The following is a 22689-nucleotide window of genomic DNA, read 5'->3' as shown; positions in this document are numbered from 1 at the left end:
TGGCCGGCCGACCGCCGGACGGCGGCGGCCGCCCCTCCCGGGCGGAAGGGAACTGGACGATGGCCGACGTCAAGCTGGAGCGCACGGAGTCGCTGTCCCGGCAGGAGGCCGCCCAGTGGCTCGCGGTGCTGTCCAAGGCCTTCGCCCGTGGGGGAGAGGTCACCCTCCCGATGGGGGCGGCCACGGACGAGCTGCACCTGCCCGAGCGGGTGCGCGCCGAGTTCGAGGTCGAGGTCGACGGGGACGAGGTGCAGATCGAGCTCGAGTTCACGTGGTCCACGGCTCACCGCGTGGACGGCCGGGCGCCGTCGGTGCCGGTGGCGGGCGAGCGCCCCGCCCCGGAATGACCGGGAGCGGGCGTCGGGCCTGGTGGGCCCGGCTGGCGCTCGTCCTCGCGGCGCTCGCCCTCCTGGGGCTCGTGCTCGTGGCGGCGACGCGCGCCCTGTGGCTCCTGCTCGTCGTCGCGTTGGCCGTGGTCGTCGTCGTGGGGGCGGGCTACTCGTTCCTGGCGCTGCGGGGCTGGCGGCGCACCGTCTGCCTCGTCGTCGTCCTCGCGGTTCCACCGGGGCTGGTCGTGCTCCTGGCGCTGAACGGCCTCGTGCTCCCGCTGCTCACCTGCGCGGCCGTGCTCGTCCTGGCGGTGGGTGCGGGCCGGGTCGCGCTGACGCCCGAGGCGGGTGCCGAGCGCATGCCCGAGCGGGTCGTCCCCCCACCCCGCCATCCGTTCATCGTCATGAACCCGCGCTCGGGAGGGGGGAAGGTGGCGCGCTTCGACCTGCGAGCCAAGGCCGAGGCCCTCGGCGCCGAGGTGGTCGTGCTCGGCGGGCCCGGGTTCGTCGACGTCGCCGAGCTCGCCCGGCAGGCCGTGGCTCGCGGGGCGGACCTGTTGGGCGTGGCCGGGGGCGACGGCACCCAGGCGCTGGTGGCCGGGGTGGCGGCGGATCTCGACGTGCCGTTGGTCGTCATCAGCGCGGGCACCCGCAACCACTTCGCGCTCGACCTCGGGCTCGACCGGGACGACCCGTCGAGGTGCCTGACCGCGCTCGGGGCCGACGCCGTGGAGCTGCGCGTCGACCTCGGGGTGATCGCGGGCCGGGCATTCGTCAACAACGCCTCCTTCGGGGCGTATGCCGTCGCGGTGCAGACCCCGGGGTACCGCGAGGACAAGGCACGCACCACCCTCGACGTGCTGCCCGACCTGCTGAACGGCGCCAGGGGACCCGGGCTGCGGGTGGAGGTCGACGGGAAGGTCGCGCATCACCCGCAGGCGGTGCTGGTCAGCGACAACCCCTACGGGCTGGGCGACCTCGCGGGGCTGGGCCGGCGGCCCCGCCTCGACACCGGGCGGCTGGGTGTCGTCTGGGTGACCGCGGCGAGCGCACGCCAGGCCGTGGGGATGCTCCGCGGCGCCACGCGCCACGGCCTCGTCGCTCGCACGGCCCGCGAGGTCCTCGTCTCGTCCGAGGCCCCGGAGATCCCGGTGGGCATCGACGGCGAGCCCGTCGTGGTCCCCACGCCGGTGCGGTGCACCGTCCGGCCGAAGGCGCTGCGGGTGCGTGTCCCGCGGGACCGGCCGGGCGTCCCACCCCGCCGGCCGGTCTGGGGCTGGGCGCAGCTGGTGCACCTCGCGGCGTCCTCGCGGAGAGGAGGGCGGCGGTGATCCGGCTACCCCCACGTCTGCGTCAGGCCGGTCGCGAGGTCCTCGACCTGGACCGCGCCGTGTATGCCGCGGTCCACGCGACGCCGACGCCGCAGATCGACCGCGCGCTCGCCGGGATCTCGCGCACCGCCGACCGGTCGCTCCTCTGGGTGGGGGTCGCGGCGGCGATGGCGGCGTCCGGGCCGCGGCGGCGTCGGGCCGCGCTCGTGGGACTGGCGGCCATCGGGGCGACGTCGGCGACCGTCAACCTCGTGGTCAAGCCGGGCTCGAGGCGTGGTCGCCCCTCGCTCGAGGGCTCCGTCCGCACGCACGGGGTCCGCATGCCCGGCTCGCACTCGTGGCCCTCCGGCCACACCGCCTCGGCGTTCGCGTTCTCGACGGCCGTGGGCGCCGGCGCTCCCGAGCTGGACACGGTGCTGCGGCTCGCGGCCACGGCGGTCGCCTACTCGCGGGTGCACACCGGGGTCCACTACCCCGGGGACGTCATGGCCGGTGCTCTCATCGGCGCGGGGATGGGGTCACTCACCCAGCACCTCGCGCGCCGGGTCCTGCCGGCGGGCGTCGACCGACGCAGCGTGGCCGGCGCATCCGGCGGACCCCCGTGACGCCGGCGGGGGTCATCCTCTCTGGGTGAGGCGCCACCGTCGGTGCCGGCGCGATGCTGGGCTCATGACCAGCGCACCCGTGCGGAGCAAGGCCGGGATGGTCCTCGCCGTCCTGGCAGCGAGCCAGTTCCTCATGACGCTCGACAGCTCGGTCATGAACGTCTCGATGGCCGTCGTCGCCAAGGACCTCGGCACGACGATCAGCGGCATCCAGACCGCGATCACGCTCTACACGCTCGTCATGGCCACCCTGATGATCACCGGCGGCAAGCTGGGGACGATCCTGGGCCGGCGCCGCGCGTTCGCCGTCGGCCTCGTCGTCTACGGGGCCGGCTCGTTCGTCACGGCCATCGCCCCGAACCTGACCGTCCTGCTCCTCGGCTGGTCACTCCTCGAGGGGCTCGGGGCGTCGCTCATCATGCCGGCGATCGTCGCGCTCGTCGCCGCGAACTTCCCGGCCGAACGACGCGCGGCCGCGTACGGGCTCGTCGCCGCGGCCGGTGCCATGGCGGTCGCGGCGGGGCCGCTCATCGGCGGCGCGGTCACGACCTTCGCCTCATGGCGCTACGTCTTCGCGGGTGAGGTCGTCATCGTCGTCGCGATCCTCGCCCTCCTGCGCAGGGTCGCCGACGTGCCGCCGAGCCCGGCCCGCATCGACTACGTCGGGTCGCTGCTGTCGGTCGTCGGTCTCGGTTCCGTCGTCTACGGCGTCCTCCGCACGAGCGAGTGGGGCTGGATCGTCGCCAAGCCGGGCGCTCCCACGATCCTCGGGGCATCGCCCTCCATCTGGCTGATCCTGCTCGGTCTCGTGGTGGTCTTCCTCTTCATGCGGTGGGAGAACCACCTCGTGCGCACCGGCCGGGAGCCGCTGCTGCGACCGGCGCTGCTCGGCAACCGCGGCCTCGTCGCCGGTCTGTCGATGTTCTTCTCGCAGTACATCGTGCAGGCGGGTGTCTTCTTCGCGGTGCCGCTCTTCCTCTCCGTCGTGCTCGAGCTGGACTCCCTGCAGACCGGCCTGCGGATCCTGCCGCTGTCGTTCGCGCTCCTCATCGCGGCCGGGGGCATCCCCAAGGTGTGGCCGCGGGCCAACCCGCGCCGGGTCGTGCGCGCCGGGCTCTTCTCGGTGCCCGCGGGCATCCTCGTCCTCGTGGGCGGCATGGACCCCGGGGCCAACGCCGGCGTGGTCGCCGTCCCGATGCTGCTCATCGGCCTCGGGCTCGGGGCCCTGTCCTCGCAGCTGGGCAGCGTCACCGTCTCGTCGGTGCCCGATTCCGAGAGTGCGGAGGTGGGCGGCCTGCAGAACACCGGCACCAACCTCGGCGCCTCCCTCGGCACGGCGCTCGTGGGCTCGGTCCTCCTGGCGACCCTGACGGCATCGGTCGTCTCCGGCATCCAGCAGAACCCGACCGTCCCGGCCTCGGTCAAGGCCCAGGCCTCGACGCAGCTCGTCGGCGGCGTCCCCTTCATCTCCGACAAGCAGCTGACCGACGCGCTGGCGGCGACCTCGCTCGATGCCCCGACCGCCGCGGCCGTCGTCGAGGTGAACGCGGCTGCCCGCCTCGAGGCGCTGCGGGAGGCGTTCGGGGTCACGGCCCTGCTGGCAGCGGGAGCCCTGTTGTTCACCGGGCGCCTACCGGACCGTGCGCCCGGTGACGACGGAGACGGAGACGACGGAGAGGGTGACGGGGGCGAGGGGCTCGGCGAGGAGGACGACGACGCGGACGCCGACGTCCGGGTGTGAGTTCGCTCCACGTCACGAGCGTTCCCTTGTGCCCGGGGTTCGACCGGGGTTGGGTGTGATCAGACCCCGTCCACCGCCGCACGCCGGGAGGCCACCGATGACCGCCGCACCGCCAGTCCCCCTCGACCCGACCCTCTCGCACACGCGTGGTGAGACGGACACCCCGCTGCTCGAGACGACGATCGGCGACGACTTCGACGCCACGGTGGAGCGGTTCGGCGACCGCGAGGCCCTCGTGGACGTGGCTCAGGGCCGTCGATGGACGTATGCCGAGCTGCGGGCCGACGTCGACCGGCTGGCTCGGGCGTTGCTGGCCGTCGGGGTCGAGACCGGAGACCGGGTCGGCATCTGGGCGCCGAACTGCTCGGAGTGGACGCTCGTGCAGTACGCGACGGCCAAGATCGGCGCGGTGCTCGTCAACATCAACCCGAGCTACCGCTCGCACGAGCTGCAGTACGTCCTGAGGCAGGCCGGCATCTCGACACTCATCGCGGCCGAGTCGTTCAAGACGAGCAGCTACCGACAGATGGTCGACGAGGTGCGTGGCGAGGTGGAGACGCTCGAGCGGGTCGTCTACATCGGTACGCCCGACTGGGACGAGCTCGTCGCGCGCGCCGACGAGGTGTCGGTCGAGGAGCTCGCCCGGGTGCAGTCCGGGCTGAGCAACACCGACGCCATCAACATCCAGTACACCTCGGGCACCACGGGCTTCCCGAAGGGCGCGACCCTGAGCCACCGCAACATCCTCAACAACGGCTACTTCGTCGGCGAGCTCTGCGACTACACCGAGGCCGACCGCGTCTGCATCCCCGTGCCCTTCTACCACTGCTTCGGCATGGTCATGGGCAACCTCGCCTGCACGACGCACGGCGCCTGCATGGTCATCCCGGCGCCCGGCTTCGACCCCGCCGCGACCCTCCGGGCCACGCAGGACGAGAAGGTGACCTCGCTCTACGGTGTGCCGACGATGTTCATCGCCGAGTGGAACCTGCCCGACTTCGGCGCCTACGACCTGTCGACGGTGCGCACCGGCATCATGGCCGGATCTCCTTGTCCCGCAGAGCTGATGAAGAAGCTCATCGCGGCCGGCATCGAGGAGATGACGATCTGCTACGGCATGACCGAGACGTCACCCGTCTCGACGCAGAACCGCACCGACGACACCTTCGAGCAGAAGGTCGGCACGGTCGGTCGGGTCGGGCCGCACCTCGAGATCAAGATCGTGGATCCCCTGACGGGAGAGACCGTTCCGCGGGGCACGGCCGGGGAGTTCATGACCAAGGGCTACTCGGTGATGATCGGCTACTGGGACCAGCCCGACAAGACGGCCGAGGCCATCGAGGACGGCTGGATGCACACCGGCGACATCGGCGTCATGCACGACGACGGCTACGTCGAGATCACCGGTCGCATCAAGGACATGGTGATCCGCGGCGGTGAGAACGTCTACCCGCGCGAGATCGAGGAGTTCCTCTACACCCACCCCGACATCCTCGACGCCCAGGTCATCGGGGTGCCCGACCCCAAGTACGGCGAAGAGCTCTGCGCCTGGGTCCGCATGAAGGACGGCGCGACCCCGCTGACCGCGGAGTCGCTGCGTGAGTTCTGCACGGGTCAGCTGGCGCACTACAAGATCCCGCGCTACGTCGAGATCGTCGACGAGTTCCCGATGACCGTGACGGGCAAGATCCGCAAGGTCGAGATGCGCGAGACGACCGCCAGGAAGCTCGGGCTCGGCTGACGGCGACCTGCGGAACGGGCCGCGGCCCGATGACCGAACTGGCGTGCTGGGTGCCGCAGGGGTGCTCGTGCGCAGTAGGTTTCGGGGGACGCGGCCGCGAGGGCCCGTAATCCGTGAGGGGAATGGCATGTCCGACACAGGCAAGACGGTTCTGTGGATCGTGGTGGCGATCGTCGTCATCGCAGTGATCATCTGGTTGTTCGTCTCCGCAGGTCGCCGCCGCGAGGTCGAGGCTCGTCGCTTCGAGGCCGGCGAGCTGCGGGCCCGCGCCGAGCAGCGCCGGCCCGAGGTGCAGGACACCGAGGACCGTGCGTCGGTCACGGCGGCGATGGCAGCCGACGCCCGCGCCGAGGCCGAGCGAAAGGCCGCCGAGGCCGAGCGCAAGGCTGCCGAGGCCCGCCGTCTGGAGGAGCAGGCTCAGCAGCACCGCGCGAACGCCGAGTCCGCCCGCCTCGAGCACGTCGGCCTCGAGCGCGAGGCCGACCGCGTCGACCCCGACGTCCCGACCGACGACGAGGGCTTCCGCGTCGACGGTGACGGCAACCGCCTGCCCGGCCAGCAGCCGCAGCGTCGGGCCGGGGGTGACACCGCCCTCGCCGCCGGGGCCGCGGGTGCTGTCGGAGCGGCGGCCGTCGGCGCTGCGGCGTTCACCCACGACGACGACGAGGACGACCTCGCCGATGCCGAGAACCCCTTTGCGCCGGCTGCGCCCGAGTCGAGCGCCAGCACGGCCCCCGAGTCGCCCGAGTCGCCTGAGTCGCCTGAGTCGCCCGAGTCGGCCGCCGAGACCCTCGCTGGGACCGAGCCGTCGTCTGCCACAGGGACCGACGGTCACGGGCCCGACCTCGCGAGCGAGGCGGACCGGGGGATCGACGAGCACGAGGCCGAGGAGTCCTCCTACGCCTCGCAGGAGCCGGAGGTCCTCGGCCAGGACGTCGAGCACGACGGCGAGGCCACCTCGGCCGCCGGCGTCCCGGCCGGGGACGAGCCGCCCTCCGGGGAGGCGGTCGGTGGGGCGTCGCCCGTCGGAGTGGGTACTGGGAGTGCACCGGAACGGCTTCCCGACGAAAGGTCCACGGCGATGAGTGACGACACCGACACCGACACCCAGGCCAGCACCCCCACCGGCTCTGGGACGGACACCGAGCGAGCGCAGCACGTGCCTGCCCCGCCGGTGGCCGACGCCGAGGAGCCGGCTCACGTCGACGTCCCGGCCCTCGACGAGCGCGACGACGTGATCGCCGGCGGCGGCACCCCGGCCGGTGACCCCGGCGACCACCGGGGCCAGGCCTGGGCCACGACGCCCGGCGAGCGCGGCCTCGACGACGAGGCCGGCTCGGACGACGCCGCCGACGAGGGCCTCGACGTCGACATGGCGCCGCACTCGCACGAGAGCGACGAGGACGAGGAGCTGGCCGAGCCGGCGCGCGACGGGGCGAGCGACCGCACGGCCCCCGGCGCGACCATCGGCTCGACGGACACCGCCGCCGACCGCCCCGGCGAGGAGGTGGCCGACACGGCCTGGACCGACGCCCCCGACCACACCGGCACCGTGACCGACCGCGACGAGCAGCCGCGGGACGAGGCCGAGCAGCAGGTGGGCACCGCACCGACGGACACCGCGTGGTCGGTGGACGACTCGACGCCGGAGGACACGGCAGCGACGGAGTCCTCTGACGACGGGGGTGACGACCGGGCCGACGACCACGGCCACGAGCCGGCGCAGGACCAGCCGTCCGCTGGCCGACGGATGTCCGGGTTCGACGAGGTGGTCGACGGGGGGTTCGGCATCGGCTCGGCAGCACCCATCGCCGACGGCGCGCAGCCGCTCGGACACGCGGTCAAGGGCCGGCGCGACGGCACGACCTTCGTCGGCCCCGACGACGCCGGGTACGACGACGTCGAGCCCGACGTGTGGTTCTACAACGAGGAGGCCGCCCGCCGCGCGGGCTTCCGCCGCGAGGGGGAGTGACCACGCCCTGACGGGGCGAGTCACCTGAGGTCGAGTGGCCACGTGCACACGGTGCACGTGGCCACCCCCGTCCTCCCGGCAGACCCGATGTGAGCTCCGGCAGCCCCGCCGAGGCGAGGCGGCCGCGGGTCCCGGGCACACGGCATACGCTCACGGGCTCAGCCGCCGCCGTCCGGCGGCCGGGCGGAAACCCCGGCGCGGGCACACCGCGCGCACAAATAGACTGACCGACATGGTTTCCCCGCTCGTCGCGCTCACGCCCAAGGTCCAGTCCGCGATCGCCGCCGCCCTCGGTGACGACTTCCGCGAGGCCGACCCGGTGCTGCGTCCGTCGCAGTTCGCCGACGTGCAGGTCAACGCCGCGCTCGCCCTCGCCAAGAAGGTCGGGCTGCCGCCGCGCGACGTCGCGGCCAAGATCGTCGCCGCCCTCGACCTCGACGGCGTCTGCGACGCGGTCGAGGTCAGCGGTCCCGGCTTCATCAACCTGACCTTCTCCGACGCGTGGATCGCCGCGCTGCTGCAGGACGTCGAGGCCGACGAGCGCGTCGGCGTCGCCCTCCAGCCGACGCAGAACATCCCCATCGACTACTCCGCCCCCAACGTGGCCAAGGAGATGCACGTCGGGCACCTGCGCACGACGGTCGTCGGCGACTCCATCGCGCGCACCCTCGAGCACCTCGGCCACAACGTCATCCGGCAGAACCACATCGGCGACTGGGGCACGCCCTTCGGCATGCTCATCGAGCACCTGCTCGAGGTCGGCGAGGGCTCCGACGAGGCCGGGCTGCTCGTCACCGACCCGAACGCCTTCTACCAGGCGGCCCGCGTCAAGTTCGACACCGCCGAGAAGGCCGAACCGGCCGGCAGCGCAGGCGACTTCAACGTGCGCGCCCGGTCGCGGGTCGTGCTCCTCCAGGCCGGTGACGCCGAGACCCTGCGGCTCTGGAACGAGCTCGTGGACCTCTCCAAGGTCTACTTCAACAAGCTCTACTCGACCCTCGGCGTGACGCTGACCGACCTGCACCTCGCCGGTGAGTCGATGTACAACGACGCGCTGCCGGGCATCTGCGAGGAGCTCGAGTCCCGGGGCATCGCCGAGGTGTCCGACGGCGCGCTCTGCGTCTTCCTCGACGGCTACACCGGCCGCGAGGGCAAGCCGGTGCCGCTCATCATCCGCAAGTCCGACGGCGGCTACGGCTACGCCACCACGGATCTCGCGACGATCAAGTACCGCGTGCACGACCTCGGCGCCCACCGGGTGCTCTACGTCATCGGCGCCCCGCAGTCGCTGCACCTCAACATGGTCTGGGACACCGCCCGCAAGGCAGGCTGGCTGCCCGACGACGTCGTGCCCGTCCACGTGCAGATCGGCAACGTGCTCGGCGAGGACCGCAAGATCCTCAAGACCCGCTCGGGTGCCCCGCTGCGCCTCATGGCGCTGCTCGAGGAGGCCGTCGACAAGGCGCGCGCCGTCATCGACGAGACGCGGCCCGACCTCGACGACGCGCTGCGGGCGACCATCGCCCGTCAGATCGGCATCGGGGCCGTGAAGTATGCCGACCTGTCCGTCGCGCACGACAGCGAGTACGTCTTCGACCTCGACCGCATGGTCGCGCTCACGGGCAACACGGGCCCGTACCTGCAGTACGTCGTCGCCCGCATCCGCTCGATCTTCCGCCAGGTCGGTCTCGACCCGAACGCCCAGCACGCCGAGATCTCCCTCGGTGAGCCGCACGAACGCGCCCTGGCCACGCACCTGCTCGGCTTCGGCGAGGTCGTGGCCGAGGTCGGCGACACCTACGAGCCGCACCGGCTCGCGGGCTACCTCTTCGAGCTGGCCCAGGCGTTCTCGGCCTTCTACGAGAACTGCCCCGTGCTCAAGGCCGACCGCGACGAGCTCAAGGAGTCGCGCCTGACCCTGTGCGCGCTCGTGCTCCGTGTGATGACCACCGGTCTCGACCTGCTCGGACTGGAGTCCCCCGAGCAGATGTGACGCGCCGGGGTGCTGACGAGGTGCTGACAGGTGCTGACGAGGTGCTGACGACCGAGAGGACGTCAGCACCTCGTCACATCTCGCCCGTTGTGGGGGAGCCACGACGGGAGGACAGTCGGCTCATGACCGTTTCGAACGACTGGGACTTCAGCGGCCTCAGGGCCACCTACGTCAACTGCACCCTCAAGAAGAGCCCCGAGGTGAGCCACACCCAGGGCCTCGTCGACGCCAGCGCGGCCATCATGCGCGAGCACGGAGTCACCGTCGAGGAGATCCGCCTCGTCGACCACGACGTGGCCACGGGGGTCTACCCCGACATGCGCGAGCACGGCTGGGAGACCGACGCGTGGCCCGAGCTCTATCCCGGCATCCTCGACAGCCAGATCCTCGTCGTCGCCGGCCCCATCTGGCTCGGCGACAACTCGAGCGTCACCAAGCGGCTCATCGAGCGCATCTACTCCCTCAGCGGGATGCTCAACGACCAGGGGCAGTACCTCTTCTACGGCAGGGTCGCCGGCTGCCTCATCACCGGCAACGAGGACGGCATCAAGCACTGCGCCCAGAACGTCCTCTACAGCCTCCAGCACGTCGGCTACACGATCCCGCCCAACGCCGACGCGGGGTGGATCGGCGAGGCCGGCCCCGGCCCGAGCTACCTCGACCCGGGCAGCGGCGGCCCGGAGAACGACTTCACCAACCGCAACACGACCTTCATGACGTGGAACCTCATGCACCTCGCGCGGATGCTTCACGACGCAGGCGGGGTGCCGGCACACGGCAACCAGCGCTCGGCCTGGAACGAGGGGGAGCACTTCGGGTGGCACAACCCGGAGTACCGCTGACGGCTCGGGTGCAGAGTCACCCCGTGAGGATGATGCCGGCCTGCAGGGCGCTGCCGACGATGGGAGTGAGCACACCCGACTGGGTCGCTGCCCTACGAGAAAGGTCGCCCCGACATGTCGTTCTGGGACATCATCTGGTTCATCATCGTCTTCTTCGCGTTCGCGTCGTACCTCATGGTTCTCTTCTCGATCGTGGCCGACCTCTTCCGTGACCCCGAGGTCTCCGGCGGGATGAAGGCGGTCTGGGTCATCTGCCTCGTCTTCTTCACCTTCATCACGGCGATCGTCTACCTCATCGTCCGCGGGCGCGGCATGAACGAGCGCACCATGAAGATGCACGAGCAGGTCCGTCAGGCGCAGGAGGACTACGTGCGCTCGGTGGCAGGCGCCGGCACCTCGGCCCCCGAGCAGATCGCCAAGGCCAAGGACCTGCTCGACTCCGGAGCCATCACCGCCGACGAGTTCGCCTCCCTCAAGGCCAAGGCGCTGGCCTGAGCGCCGGGTCGCCGGTCGTGAAGACGGCCTCCGTGGGCGTCCTCCCGGAAGCGTCGGCCTCGCGTGCCGAGCGCGTCCGGGAGGCCCGTTCGCGTATGCCGCTCGCCTCGCACGCGCACCTCGCACCCTCGGGTGCCCCGGACGTCGTCGCCGTCCTCGAGGAGCAGGGGCACGCCCGCATCACGGAGCTGTTGCCCGTCCGGTACGGGCGGATGCTCTCCTCGCCCTTCGCCTTCTACCGTGGAGCCGCCGCCGTCATGGCAGCCGACCTCGCGGCCGGATCCGACACCGGGCTGACGGTGCAGCTGTGCGGAGACGCACACGTGTCGAACTTCGGGCTCTTCGCGTCGGCCGAGCGTCGGCATCTCTTCGACCTCAACGACTTCGACGAGACGTGGCCGGGCCCGTTCGAGTGGGACGTCAAACGTCTCGCCGCGAGTCTCGAGATCGCCGGCCGGGGAAACGGCCTGCGACGCAAGCGACGTCGCGCGATCACCAAGGCGGCCGTGCGGTCCTACCGTCTGTCGATGGCCGAGTTCGCGAGCCAGACGGCCCTCGAGGTCTGGTACGCCCGGCCCGAGCTGCAGCCGGGACTGCCGCGGCTCAAGGAGGCCCTGCCCAAGTCGGCCTGGACGGCGGCGCGGAAGGTCGTCGTCAAGTCCCGCAGCCGCGACTCGCTGGCGGCCCTCGGCAAGCTGACGACGGTCGTCGACGGGCAGCCGCGCTTCGTGAGCGACCCGCCCCTGCTCGTGCCGGTGCGCGACCTCGCGCCCGAGCTCGCCGAGGACCTCGAGGAGTGGCTCGCCCGGATCCTCGAGCAGTACCGGGAGAGCCTCCAGGCAGATCGGCGCGTCCTGATCGACCGCTTCCGGGTCGTCGACCTCGCCCGGAAGGCCGTCGGAGTGGGTTCGGTCGGCACGCGCGCGTGGCTGCTCCTGATGCTCGACGAGTCGGGGGATCCCCTTCTGTTGCAGGCCAAGGAGGCTGTCGAGTCGGTGCTCGCAGCCCACCTGCCGTGGCCGCCGCTCGACAACCAGGGTCGCCGCGTCGTCGAGGGACAACGCCTCATGCAGGCGAGCAGCGACATCCTGCTCGGCTGGCAGCGCACGGCCGGCGTCGACGGTGTCGAGCGCGACTACTACATCCGCCAGTTCCGTGACTGGAAGGGCGGATTCGAGATCGAGGCCCTCGACGAACCCACCCTGGACCAGCTCGGGCAGGCGTGCGGGTGGACCCTCGCCCGGGCTCACGCGCGGTCCGGGGACCGGCGCGACATCGCCGCCTACCTCGGCTCCGGAGAGAGAGGGACCGAGGGCGGCGGCGACGGGGTGGACTTCGACGAGGCCGTGGCCGACTTCGCCGTGGCCTATGCCGACAAGAACGACGGTGACCACGCGGCGCTTGCCGTGGCCGTCGAGTCCGGCCGGGTGCCTGCACGGCGCGATCTCTGACGCCGGACCCGTCACGGCCTCGTGGGTCCTCGCACTGCGGGCGGTGGTCTCCGTCCTCTCGAGCGCGACCTGCTGGCCGGGCTCGACGAGGCCGCGTCGTGCCCGGGGCGGCTCAGCGCCCGTGTACGTGGGCGACGAGGTCCTGGTAGCGCGCCACGACGTCGGCCTGCGCCTGCTCGTCACCCGGCGGCACGGCATGCTCCGAGTCGATCTCGAGGGTCCACGTCGGCGGCTCCTGAGACCCGGACAGGGCCCAGGCGGCCTGGCGGGCGGCGCCGACCCCGACGTACTCGGCCGGCGCCGGCACGACGACCGGCGCCCGGAACAGGCCGGGCGCGACCTGCCGGACGGCCGCAGAGGCCGCGGCGCCACCGATGAGCACGATGCGCCCGACCTCGACGTCCTTGGCGCGCAGGGCATCGACCCCGGCGACGAGGTTGCACAGCATCCCCTCGACGGCGGCCCGGGCGAGGTTCTCGGGCGTCGCGTTGGACCGGGTGAGGCCGCTCAGGGTCCCGGTGGCGTCCGGGAGGTCGGGGGTGCGCTCGCCGTCGAGGTAGGGCAGCAGGCTCAGCCCTCCGGCGCCCGGGGCCGCTCGGAGCGCCAGGCGGTCGAGCTCCGCGAGGTCGACGCCGATCATCGACGCCGCGGCGGAGAGCACCCGGGCGGCGTTGAGGGTGCACATGAGGGGGAGGTGGTGGCCCGTCGCATCGGCGAAACCGGCGATGGCGCCGGTCTCGTCGCGGAGGGCCGATCGGTGCGGGGTGAAGACCGTGCCGCTCGTGCCGAGGGAGACGACGACGTCACCGGGGTGGAGGGTCAGGCCGAGGGCCGCGCCCATGTTGTCGCCCGTGCCTGCGGCGACGAGCATCCCGGCCGCGGTCCGACCCGCAGGCTGTGCCGGCGAGAGCACCTCGGGCACCTCGACGGTGCGCCCGAACGCCCGCTCGAGCAGGTCGAGTCGGTAGTCTCCGTCGGCGGCCGACCAGTAGCCCGTGCCGGACGCATCGCCCCGGTCGGTGCTCCAACGCTCGAAGCCGTTGCCCTGCTTGAGGATCCGTCCGGTCATCCAGTCATGGGGCAGGACGACACGCTCCACCTGCGCGGCGTGGTCAGGCTCGTGCTCGGCGAGCCACCGCAGCTTCGTCACGGTGAAGCTGGCGACGGGGACCAGGCCCACCGCATCGACCCAGGCGGCCACGCCACCGAGCTCGGCCGTCAGGTCCCGAGCGGCTCCGGTACTACGGGTGTCGTTCCACAACAGCGCCTCGCGCACGACCTCGTCGTCCTCGTCGAGGGTCACCATGCCGTGCTGCTGCCCGCCCACGGCGAGGGCAGCCACCCCGTCGAGGATCCCTGCCCGGCTGGCCTGCTCGTACGCCTCCCACCACCGGTCGGGGTGCACCTCCGTGGCGTCCGGGTGCGGGGCACGCGCCGTGCGGACCACCTCGCCCGTCTCCGCGTCGCAGACGACGATCTTGGTCGACTGGGTCGAGCTGTCGACGCCCGCCACCAGCGTCCGGCCGTCGGTCACGTGGTCACCCTGGTGCTCCATGACTGCAGCGTCTCCCGAGCGCCCTTCTCGTGCAAGGCCGACAGCGCGTCGGTGAACACCGAGACGAAACGTTCGTCGTCGACGAGGTCCCCGAAGAGGTCGCGGCTCCGAAGGAAGGCCACCGGGTCCTCGCCCTGCCTGGCCGCGGCCGCCATGACCCGGTCCTTGACACGGTCGACGACCTCGATGGGCCGGCCCTGCTCGTCGAGTCCCTCCGCGTAGCGCGCCCACGACGCGACGACGAGCGCCGAGCGGTCGATGTCGCCGCCCGTCGCGAGGTTGCGGTTGATGACGGGCACGAGCCACTTCGGGATGCGGTCCGAGCTCTCGGCGCAGAGCCGGGCGAGGGTGTCGCGGACCTCCGGGTTGGCGAAGCGCTCGATGAGCTCGTGCCGGTAGGCGTCGAGATCGACCCCGGGCACCTCCGGGAGCGTGGGGCTGCCCTCGCGCTCCATGTAGCCGAGCAGGAAGTCGACGAAGAGCGGGTCCTGGCACACCTCGTGCGCGTAGCGGTACCCCGCGAGGTAGCCGAGGTAGCACAGGGCCTGGTGGCTCGCGTTGAGCAGGCGCAGCTTCATCAGCTCGTACGGCACGACGTCCTCGACGAGCTGGACACCCGCCTCCTCGAGCGGAGGCCGGCCGTCGGTGAAGCGGTCCTCGAGCACCCACTGGGTGAACGGCTCGCAGACGACGGGCCAGCCGTCCTCCACGCCGAACTCGTCGGCGAGGCGTTCGATGTCCTCGGGAGCGGTGACGGGGGTGATGCGGTCGACCATGCAGTTGGGGAACGAGACGTGCTCGTCCATCCAGTCGGCGAGCGACGGGTCCTTGAGCCTCGCGAAAGTCGTCATCATCTTGCGGGCCACGTCGCCGTTGCCCGGCAGGTTGTCGCACGACATGACGGTGAACGGCTTCCCGCCGGCCTCCCGCCGGGCGGCGAGCCCGGCGATGACGTAGCCGAAGACGGTCCGGGGCACGGCGCCGACCTCGAGGTCTGCGCGGATCGCCGGGTCGTCGGCGTCGAACTCGCCCGTCACCTGGTTGACGAGGTACCCCCCCTCGGTGATGGTCAGCGACACGATGCGCGTGCGGGGGTCGGCGAGCCGGTCGACGACGGCCTGCGGGTCGTCCGGCGCGAACACCAGCTCGACGAGGCTGCCGACGACCCTCGCCTCGCGGTGGCCGTCAGGATGCTTGACGACGAGCGTGTAGAGCCCGTCCTGCGCGGTCAGGATGTCGACGATCCGGCGGTCCTGCGGGAGGGCCCCGACCCCGCAGATGCCCCAGTCGAGGCCGACGCCGTCGTTCATGAGTCGGTCGACGTACATCGCCTGGTGGGCGCGGTGGAAGCCGCCGACCCCGAAGTGCACGATGCCTGCCGTGACCGTGGAGCGGTCGTATGCCGGGCGGCCCACGGAGGGCGGCAGGGCGGCATACGTGCTCTGCGACAAGGGGATCGGCGCCGGAGCGGGCGGAGCTGGCGGGGCGGGCGTCGTGGTCATGGGTCCTCTGCGTGATCTCGAAGGTGCGGCCGGGCGGGGAGGGGCGGCTCAGTGGACCTCGGACATGCTCCACATGGTCCAGAGCTCGGTCCGCATCCGGCGCGGCTGGCCGAGGGTGTAGACCACCGCCCGGGCGATGTCGGTCGGCTCCATGAAGTCGCCCTCGCTCGGGTCCCGGTCGCCGAAGCGCCCGTCGGCGGCGGCGAAGGGCGTGTTGACCCCGGCCGGTGCGATCGTCGTCGTGCGGATGAGCTCGGGGCGCAGCTCACGGTCGAGCGCGTAGCCGAGGTTGATCTGGGCGGCCTTGGTGGCGGCATAGACGGCCTCCTTGCCGCCGCCGATGAGCAGCCCCGCGACCGAGCCGATGATGACGATGTCGCCACCGTCGCCCTGGGCACGGAACTGGCGGACCGCTGCCCGGGCGAGCCACACGGTCCCCTTGACGTTGACGTCGACCATGAGCGCGACCTCGTCCGCCGAGTAGTCGAGGACACCCCCGTAGAAGCCGACGGCGGCGTTGGCCACGACGGAGTCGACGCGGCCGAAGGCCGACACTCCGGCGGCGACGAGCGCGTCGGCCGTGGACTCCTGCCGGACGTCGCCGACGGCGGACACGAGGCGGTCCTCGCCCCACGCGTCCCGCAGCGCGGCGAGCGCCTCCGCGCGGAGGTCTCCGGCGACGACCCGCCCGCCCGCGTCGAGCACGAGGCGGGCGATGGCGCCCCCGATCGCCCCGCCCGCACCGGTGACGACGACGACCGTGCCCTCGAGGCTCCGTCCGTCCCGGACCGCGGGTGCGGTGCCCGTCACTTGATCGCTCCCATCGACAGGCCACGGACGAGCTGCTTCTGGGCGACCCAGCCGGCGATGATGACCGGGAGCGCGGCGATCGTCGCGGCCGCCGACAGGACGGCGAGGAACTGACCGCGCCCGTCGACGAAGCTGCCGAGGAAGGGTGGTGTCGTGCGGGCCGCCGAGCTCGTCAGCAGCAGCGCGAGGAAGTACTCGTTCCACGCGAAGATGAAGCTGATGAGGGCGGCTGCCGCGACCCCGGGCAGGACGAGCGGCAGGACGATCCGCACGATCTCGCGGAACATCCCCGCACCGTCGACCCGCGCCGCCTCGATGATCTCGAAGGGCACCTCGAGCAGGAACGAGCGCATCATCCACACCGTGACGGGCAGGTTCATCGCCCCGTAGACGACGGCGAGGACGTAGATGTTGTCGAGCAGCCCGACGGTCTTGAAGATCATGAAGAGCGGCAGGACGATCGCCGCCAGCGGCATGAACCGGGTCGAGATGAAGAAGGAGAGCGAGTTCTCGACGTTCTTGACCCGGCGGATCGAGAGCGCGTAGGCGGCGGGGATGGCGAGGACCACCGAGATGATCGTCGCGGTCACCGCTGCGGTCAGCGAGTTCTGCAGGTAGCCGGACATCCCGCGGTCCATGGCGAGCTGGTAGCCCTCCGTGACCGGCTTGAAGATGAACGTCGGGTCGACGGACGAGGCCAGCGACTCCGGCTTGAACCCGTTGAGGAACATCCAGAGCACGGGGAAGAAGAAGACGAGGACGAGGATCCAGGTGACGAGCGTGACGAGGGCCCCGCGGGCCGATCGGGTGGAGCGGGTTGAGCGGGTGGAGCGGGTGGAGCGGGTCATCGACTTCCTCCTGCCATGAAGACCTTGAAGACGCTCTTGAGAGCGATGGTCGCGACGATGATCGTGAGGACGACGGTCACGACGCCGTATGCCGCTGCCTGCCCGACGTCGAGGCCGATGAAGGCCCGCTCGTAGAGGAGGTAGGCGAGGGTCTTCGTGCCACCGGTGCCCTTGGTGAGGATCGCGATCGGGTCGAAGACCTGCAGGATGATGACCGAGCCGAGCAGCACCCCGATCTCGATGTACATCCGCAGGTGGGGCAGCGTGATCCACGTGAAGGTGCGCCAGGCACCGGCGCCGTCGACCTGGGCGGCCTCGAGGATGCCTCGGTCCTGACCCTGGAGGCCGGCGAGCAGGATCAGCATCATGAACGGCGTGAACTGCCAGGTGAGGACGATGACGACCGTCATCATCGGGTGCTCGGTGCTCCACGACACGACGGGCAGGTGCAGGGTCCGGAAGAGCCAGTTGAGCATCCCGATGTTCGTGTCGAACATCGAGTACTTCCAGATGAGGGCGGCGGCCGCCGGCATGATGAGGAACGGCGTGATCATCAGGGTCCTGGCGAGGGCCCGACCGTGGAACTGCCGGTCGAGCAGGATCGCGAAGAGCAGCCCGAACAGGAGCGCCATGACGACCGAGAAGGCCGTGATGAGCACGGTGGCCACGATCGAGGGCCACAGGTCCCCGGAGGTCAGGGCGCTCATGTAGTTGTCGAACCCGGCGAAGGCGCGGTCGTTGGGGTAGAGCAGGTTCCACTTCGTCAGCGAGAAGCCGATGGTCGTCAGGAACGGGATCTGCGTCAGCAGCACGAGGAAGATGACGGCCGGAAGGAGCAGGCCCCGGTTGCGCCAGAGCTCCTTGCGCTGCAGGCGCCGCTTGTCCGTCGCGGTGTCGGCCCGGACCTCGTCCAGCTGGGGTGGTTGCGTGGTGGTCGTTGTCGTCATGTCGGCACTCCCTCGTGCGACTGCGGGTTGGAGAAAGGGGGGTGGTGCCGGGTCCGGGGCGTGCCGGACCCGGCACCACGTGTCACCTGGTCGTCAGCGAGACGTCGGCGAGACGTCGGCCAGACGTCGGCGGGACGTCAGCTCTTGTGCTTGTCGCCGGCGGCCTGGGCGATGCTCTGGCACTTGCCCAGCGCGTCGTCGATGGTTCCGCGGTTGGCCAGGTAGTCCGCGACGAGCTGGGCGCACTGGTTGCCGACGTCCTGGAACTCCGGGATCGAGACGTACTGGATGCCGACCCAGGGCTGCGGGTTGACGCCGGGCTGCTTCGGGTTGACCGAGCTCATGACGTCGAGCGTGATCGGGGCGTAGGCCTTGGCCGCGTCCTTGTACTCGGGGATCGAGTAGGTCGAGGTGCGCGAGCCGGGCGGGACGTTGGACCAGCCGATCTTGTTGCCGACGAGCTTGATGTAGTCCTTGCTCGTGGCCCACTTGACGAACTTGATCGCCGCGTCCTTCTGCTTCGTCGAGGCCGGGACCGCGAGGTTCCAGCTCCAGAGCCAGCCCGACTCCTTGGTCTTGTCGACCGGCATGTGGGCGTAGCCCATCTTGCCCTTCACCGGTGAGTCGGAGGCCTCGAGCATTGAGGCGGCGACGGAGGCGTCGGCCCACATGGCGGCCTTGCCCTCCTTGAGGGCGGTCAGGCACTCGTTGAAGCTGTAGGACACGGGGTCCTTCTCACCGGAGTCGTCGAGCATCTGCTTGTAGAAGCCGACGGCCTGCTTCCACTCCGGGGTGTCGACGGTGGCCTTCCAGTTGCTGTCGTACCAGCTGCCCCCGAAGGTCTGCACGACCGTGGTCAGGGGAGCGAAGAGGTCGCCCCAGCCGGGCTTGCCACGCATGCAGATCCCGGCCATGTCGGCGGTCTTGACCTTCTTGGCCGCGTCGGCGACCTCCTGCCAGGTGGGGTTGCTGCCGATCTTGACGCCCGCCTTGTCGAGGACCTCCTTGTTGTACATGAGGATCGAGGACTCGCCGTAGAACGGGACGGCATACAGCTTGTTGTCGTAGGTGTTGACGGCGCGCACCGGGGGGAGCAGGTCGTTGACGTCGTAGGACGAGTCGGACTGGAGGGCCGGGGTGAGGTCGACGAGCCAGCCGTTGGCGCCCCACTGCGGCGTCTCGTAGGCGCCGATGGTGACGATGTCGTACTGGCCGGCGCCGCTCGCGACGTCCGCCGTCACGGCTGCGCGGAGGTCACCCTCCTCCATGACCTGGAAGTTGACGGTGACGCCGGGGTTCGCCTTCTCGTACTCGGACTTGAGCTTCTCCATGTCCTTCATCTGGCCGTTGTTCACCGTGGCCACCTTGAGGGTGATCGGTGCGCCGGCACCGCCGGTCGAGCCGCCACCGGACTGCACGGCGCCGGACGAACAGGCAGTCACCGTCATGGCCACCGCCACCGCGCCCGTCCCCAGCGCGATCATGCGCTTGTTCGCAAGCATTCCTAACTCCTTTGGTAGGCATCTGTCGTTCCGGCCCGAGTTCGACGACCACGGGTGAGGCAGGCACACCGATCGGATCTGGCGTCCGCAACAGTTTCTTGACTGGAACTTGCCGGAACGGTAATGAGGCGACGAGGACGTCAACAAGCACCGTGAGCCCTCTGTCATTGATACGATTTTGCGAGCGGGACCGGCTCAGAGTGCTTCTCGAGCGCGCTTCCCCGCACGAGTCGGTGACGATGAGGTCCCAGCCCTACGAAGGACGCAATGGTTTCGTATCGATCCGGAGGGTCTCCCAGCCGTGGAACCGCGCACGCGCCGGAGGTGAGTACCACCTCGCCGTCCTCGTCCGCGCTGCAGCTGGGCGCGCCGATGCGCAGGGAGGTCATCCCACCGCACCCGCAGGCGTCGGTGCGTGTCCTGACCCACGACTTCCCGAGCGAGATCTGCGGGTGGGGCTTCCACCCGGAGTACGAGATCCACCTCATCACCAAGACCCGGGGCAGCTTCATCGCCGGCGACCACATCGGCACCTTCGCGCCGGGTCACGTCAGCATGATGGGCCCGAACCTGCCGCACGACTGGGTCAGCGACCTCGCCGACGGTCAGGTGGCCGTCGACCGCGACGCCGTCATCCAGTTCAGCGACGAGTGGATCCGGGCTGCCACGGAGCACCTGCCGGAGCTGGCCGAGGTGTCCGAGCTGCTCCACCGGTCGACGCGGGGACTCGTCTTCTCGGGCGCCACCGCGTGGCGGGCCGCCGAGACGATCCTCGCCTGCGTGCACAGCCACGGGGTCGAGCAGCTCGGCCACCTCTTCAAGCTTCTCGCCCTGTTCGCGCACGCCCCCACCGACGAGTACGAGCTCGTCGCGAGCGAGTGGGTGGGCCGTCCCACGGACGCTGCCTCCCGCGACGCCGGTGAGGCCGGGCTCAGCTACATCCTCGACAACCTCACGGGTGACGTGCGCCTGTCGACCGCGGCGCGGCTCGCCTACATGTCGGAGCCGACCTTCTCGAAGTACTTCAAGACCGCGACCGGCATGACGTTCTCCAACATGGTCAAGAAGCTGCGGATCGCCTACGCGCGGCGGCTGCTCGACACGACCGACCACTCCGTGGCCCAGGTCGCCGACATGAGCGGCTACCACAACATGGCCAACTTCAACCGGCAGTTCCTCGCCGAGGTGGGCATCACGCCGAGCGCCTACCGTCGGCTCGAGTCCGACCAGAAGCCTCCGCCCGAGCTGTTCAGCCTGGGCCTGCGGGCGCCGTCGTCCTGACGTCGACGGACTGGGGCCGCACCGGGATGCCCACCATCAGAGACGATTCGGTCCTGGTGCTCGTGAATTGTGTGACGTGCCCGGCAGAGCCGCCGCTACCCACCGGTCGTGCCCTAGGTTCGTGAACCAGTGCCCACAGCCCTCCGCGCGAAGGAGCCCAGCGTGCAGATCGGTGTCCCCCGAGAGACCCGTGCCCGTGAGACCCGCGTCGCCGCGACGCCCCGGACCGTCGAAGCGCTCGTCGCCCTCGGCTACGACGTCGCGGTGGAGACGGGGGCGGGAGCGGCTGCCAGCTTCGCCGACGAGGCGTATGCCGCAGCGGGCGCTCGCGTGGTCGCCGCCGAGGAGGCGTGGGGCTCGCCGATCGTGCACAAGGTCAACGCCCCGTCCGACGAGGAGATCGCGCGGCTGCGACCGGGCACCGTCCTCGTCTCGCTCATGGCTCCGGCCATCAGCCCCGACCTCGTCGAGAAGCTGCGCGCCGCCGGGGTCACCGCCATGGCGATGGACGCCGTGCCCCGCATCAGCCGCGCCCAGTCGCTCGACGTCCTGTCGTCGATGGCCAACATCGCCGGCTACCGCGCCGTCGTCGAGGCCGCCCACGAGTTCGGCTCGTTCTTCACGGGGCAGGTCACGGCGGCGGGGAAGGTCCCGCCTGCCAACGTCCTCGTCGCCGGGGCCGGCGTCGCGGGGTTGGCGGCGATCGGCACGGCGCGCTCGCTCGGCGCGATCGTCCGTGCCACCGACGCGCGTGTCGAGGTCGCCGAGCAGGTCGAGTCCATGGGCGCCGACTTCCTCGCCGTGCAGCTGCCGGAGGTCGACGATGCCGCCGCCTCGAGCGACGGCTACGCCAAGGAGATGGGGGAGGAGTACAACCGGCGCGCTGCCGAGCTGTATGCCGCGCAGGCCCCCGACGTGGACATCATCATCACGACGGCGCTCATCCCGGGGCGTCCGGCACCACGACTGATCACCGGCGAGATGGTCGCCTCGATGCGGCCGGGGTCGGTCATCGTCGACATGGCCGCGTCCAACGGCGGCAACGTCGAGGGGTCGGTGGCCGACGAGATGGTCGTCACGGCCAACGGCGTCAGGATCATCGGTTACACCGACCTCGCCGCCCGACTGCCCACCCAGGCCTCGCAGCTCTACGGCACGAACCTCGTCAACCTCATGAAGCTGCTGACGCCGGGCAAGGACGGGCAGCTGGTCCTCGACTTCGACGACGTCGTGCAGCGCAACATGACGGTGGCTCGGGACGGTGAGCTGCTGTGGCCGCCGCCGGCGATCCAGGTGAGCGCGGCGCCCGTCGCGCAGTCACCGGCCGGCAAGAAGGTCGCCAAAGAGCCTGAGCCGCCGAAGGACCCGCGGCGAAGGTACGTCGGGATGGGTGTCGGCGCGGCGGTCTTCGCAGCGGTGGCAGCGGTGTCGCCGGCGAGCTTCCTCGGCCACTTCACGGTGTTCGCGCTCGCGGTCGTCATCGGCTACTACGTCATCGGCAACGTCCACCACGCCCTGCACACCCCGCTGATGTCGGTGACCAACGCGATCAGCGGCATCATCGTCGTCGGCGCGCTGCTCCAGCTCGGGGCGGCCCGGACCTCGCCGGGCTCGCCGGGCTCGTCGGGCTCGCAGCTCGTCATCGTCGTGCTGGCCTTCGTCGCCACCCTGATCGCGAGCATCAACATCTTCGGTGGCTTCACCGTGACCCGCCGCATGCTGACGATGTTCAGGAAGGGCTGAG

At 71.0% G+C, this 22689-nt stretch carries 18 protein-coding genes; 12 read left to right on the top strand and 6 right to left on the bottom strand.

What is annotated here, in order from left to right; all coding sequences use genetic code 11:
• The first annotated feature begins 59 nt into the window (after window positions 1-59).
• The 10 genes from TAE01_RS00440 (at window position 60) to TAE01_RS00395 (ending at window position 12500) form a co-directional block, all read left to right on the top strand.
• Window positions 60-347 (top strand): amphi-Trp domain-containing protein, encoded by a 288-nt coding sequence (locus TAE01_RS00440; RefSeq protein WP_147062306.1) that lies wholly within the window; start codon window positions 60-62, stop codon window positions 345-347.
• Window positions 344-1660 (top strand): diacylglycerol/lipid kinase family protein, encoded by a 1317-nt coding sequence (locus TAE01_RS00435; RefSeq protein ID WP_147062304.1) that lies wholly within the window; start codon window positions 344-346, stop codon window positions 1658-1660. Before TAE01_RS00440 ends, TAE01_RS00435 begins: the two co-directional genes overlap by 4 nt.
• Window positions 1657-2265, top strand: a complete 609-nt coding sequence (locus TAE01_RS00430) for a phosphatase PAP2 family protein (protein ID WP_147062302.1) — start codon at window positions 1657-1659, stop codon at window positions 2263-2265. The genes TAE01_RS00435 and TAE01_RS00430 overlap by 4 nt, the downstream gene beginning before the upstream one ends.
• Before the next feature lie 64 nt (window positions 2266-2329).
• A complete protein-coding gene (locus TAE01_RS00425; RefSeq protein WP_147062300.1) occupies window positions 2330-4006 on the top strand; it encodes an MFS transporter in 1677 nt (558 codons plus the stop codon).
• Window positions 4007-4103: 97 nt separating this feature from the next.
• Complete coding sequence (locus tag TAE01_RS00420; protein ID WP_147062299.1) at window positions 4104-5747, top strand: AMP-binding protein; 1644 nt, start codon at window positions 4104-4106, stop codon at window positions 5745-5747.
• Window positions 5748-5874: 127 nt separating this feature from the next.
• On the top strand, window positions 5875-7719 hold the full coding sequence (locus tag TAE01_RS20410; RefSeq protein WP_186814980.1) for a sunset domain-containing protein: 1845 nt from the start codon (window positions 5875-5877) through the stop codon (window positions 7717-7719).
• Between the two features lie 232 nt (window positions 7720-7951).
• The gene (argS, locus tag TAE01_RS00410) at window positions 7952-9712 is read left to right on the top strand and encodes an arginine--tRNA ligase (protein WP_147062296.1); all 1761 of its coding nucleotides are present in this window, start codon (window positions 7952-7954) and stop codon (window positions 9710-9712) included.
• A gap of 122 nt (window positions 9713-9834) precedes the next feature.
• On the top strand, window positions 9835-10554 hold the full coding sequence (locus TAE01_RS00405; protein WP_147062294.1) for a flavodoxin family protein: 720 nt from the start codon (window positions 9835-9837) through the stop codon (window positions 10552-10554).
• Between the two features lie 114 nt (window positions 10555-10668).
• Window positions 10669-11049: an SHOCT domain-containing protein gene (locus TAE01_RS00400; RefSeq protein ID WP_147062291.1), complete on the top strand. Its 381-nt coding sequence runs from the start codon at window positions 10669-10671 to the stop codon at window positions 11047-11049.
• Between the two features lie 32 nt (window positions 11050-11081).
• The gene (locus tag TAE01_RS00395; protein WP_246111048.1) at window positions 11082-12500 is read left to right on the top strand and encodes a DUF2252 domain-containing protein; all 1419 of its coding nucleotides are present in this window, start codon (window positions 11082-11084) and stop codon (window positions 12498-12500) included.
• A 112-nt stretch (window positions 12501-12612) separates the two neighbouring features.
• On the opposite strand, the gene xylB is transcribed toward TAE01_RS00395, so the two are convergent.
• The 6 genes from xylB to TAE01_RS00365 all read right to left on the bottom strand — a co-directional run bounded on the left by xylB (window position 12613) and on the right by TAE01_RS00365 (window position 19664).
• Window positions 12613-14055 carry a xylulokinase gene (gene xylB, locus TAE01_RS00390; RefSeq protein WP_147062290.1) on the bottom strand — a complete coding sequence of 481 codons (1443 nt, stop codon included), beginning with the start codon at window positions 14053-14055 and terminating at the stop codon, window positions 12613-12615.
• Window positions 14031-15557 (bottom strand): mannitol dehydrogenase family protein, encoded by a 1527-nt coding sequence (locus TAE01_RS00385; RefSeq protein ID WP_147062287.1) that lies wholly within the window; start codon window positions 15555-15557, stop codon window positions 14031-14033. The genes xylB and TAE01_RS00385 overlap by 25 nt, the downstream gene beginning before the upstream one ends.
• 48 nt (window positions 15558-15605) lie before the next feature.
• Complete coding sequence (locus tag TAE01_RS00380) at window positions 15606-16367, bottom strand: SDR family oxidoreductase (RefSeq protein ID WP_147062285.1); 762 nt, start codon at window positions 16365-16367, stop codon at window positions 15606-15608.
• Window positions 16364-17215: a carbohydrate ABC transporter permease gene (locus TAE01_RS00375; protein ID WP_147062283.1), complete on the bottom strand. Its 852-nt coding sequence runs from the start codon at window positions 17213-17215 to the stop codon at window positions 16364-16366. The genes TAE01_RS00380 and TAE01_RS00375 overlap by 4 nt, the downstream gene beginning before the upstream one ends.
• On the bottom strand, window positions 17212-18162 hold the full coding sequence (locus TAE01_RS00370) for a carbohydrate ABC transporter permease (RefSeq protein WP_147062281.1): 951 nt from the start codon (window positions 18160-18162) through the stop codon (window positions 17212-17214). The genes TAE01_RS00375 and TAE01_RS00370 overlap by 4 nt, the downstream gene beginning before the upstream one ends.
• Before the next feature lie 137 nt (window positions 18163-18299).
• Window positions 18300-19664, bottom strand: coding sequence for an ABC transporter substrate-binding protein (locus tag TAE01_RS00365; protein ID WP_147062279.1), 1365 nt, complete (start codon window positions 19662-19664; stop codon window positions 18300-18302).
• Window positions 19665-19988: 324 nt separating this feature from the next.
• Here TAE01_RS00365 and TAE01_RS00360 point away from each other — a divergent pair, with 324 nt between their 5' ends.
• On the top strand, window positions 19989-20945 hold the full coding sequence (locus TAE01_RS00360; RefSeq protein ID WP_246111047.1) for a helix-turn-helix domain-containing protein: 957 nt from the start codon (window positions 19989-19991) through the stop codon (window positions 20943-20945).
• A 162-nt stretch (window positions 20946-21107) separates the two neighbouring features.
• Window positions 21108-22688: a Re/Si-specific NAD(P)(+) transhydrogenase subunit alpha gene (locus TAE01_RS00355; protein WP_147062277.1), complete on the top strand. Its 1581-nt coding sequence runs from the start codon at window positions 21108-21110 to the stop codon at window positions 22686-22688.
• Window position 22689: the final 1 nt, after the last annotated feature.

This window comes from Terrabacter aerolatus, assembly GCF_007991735.1.
Classification (GTDB): domain Bacteria; phylum Actinomycetota; class Actinomycetes; order Actinomycetales; family Dermatophilaceae; genus Terrabacter; species Terrabacter aerolatus.
This window is presented reverse-complemented; position numbering and strand designations above follow the sequence as displayed.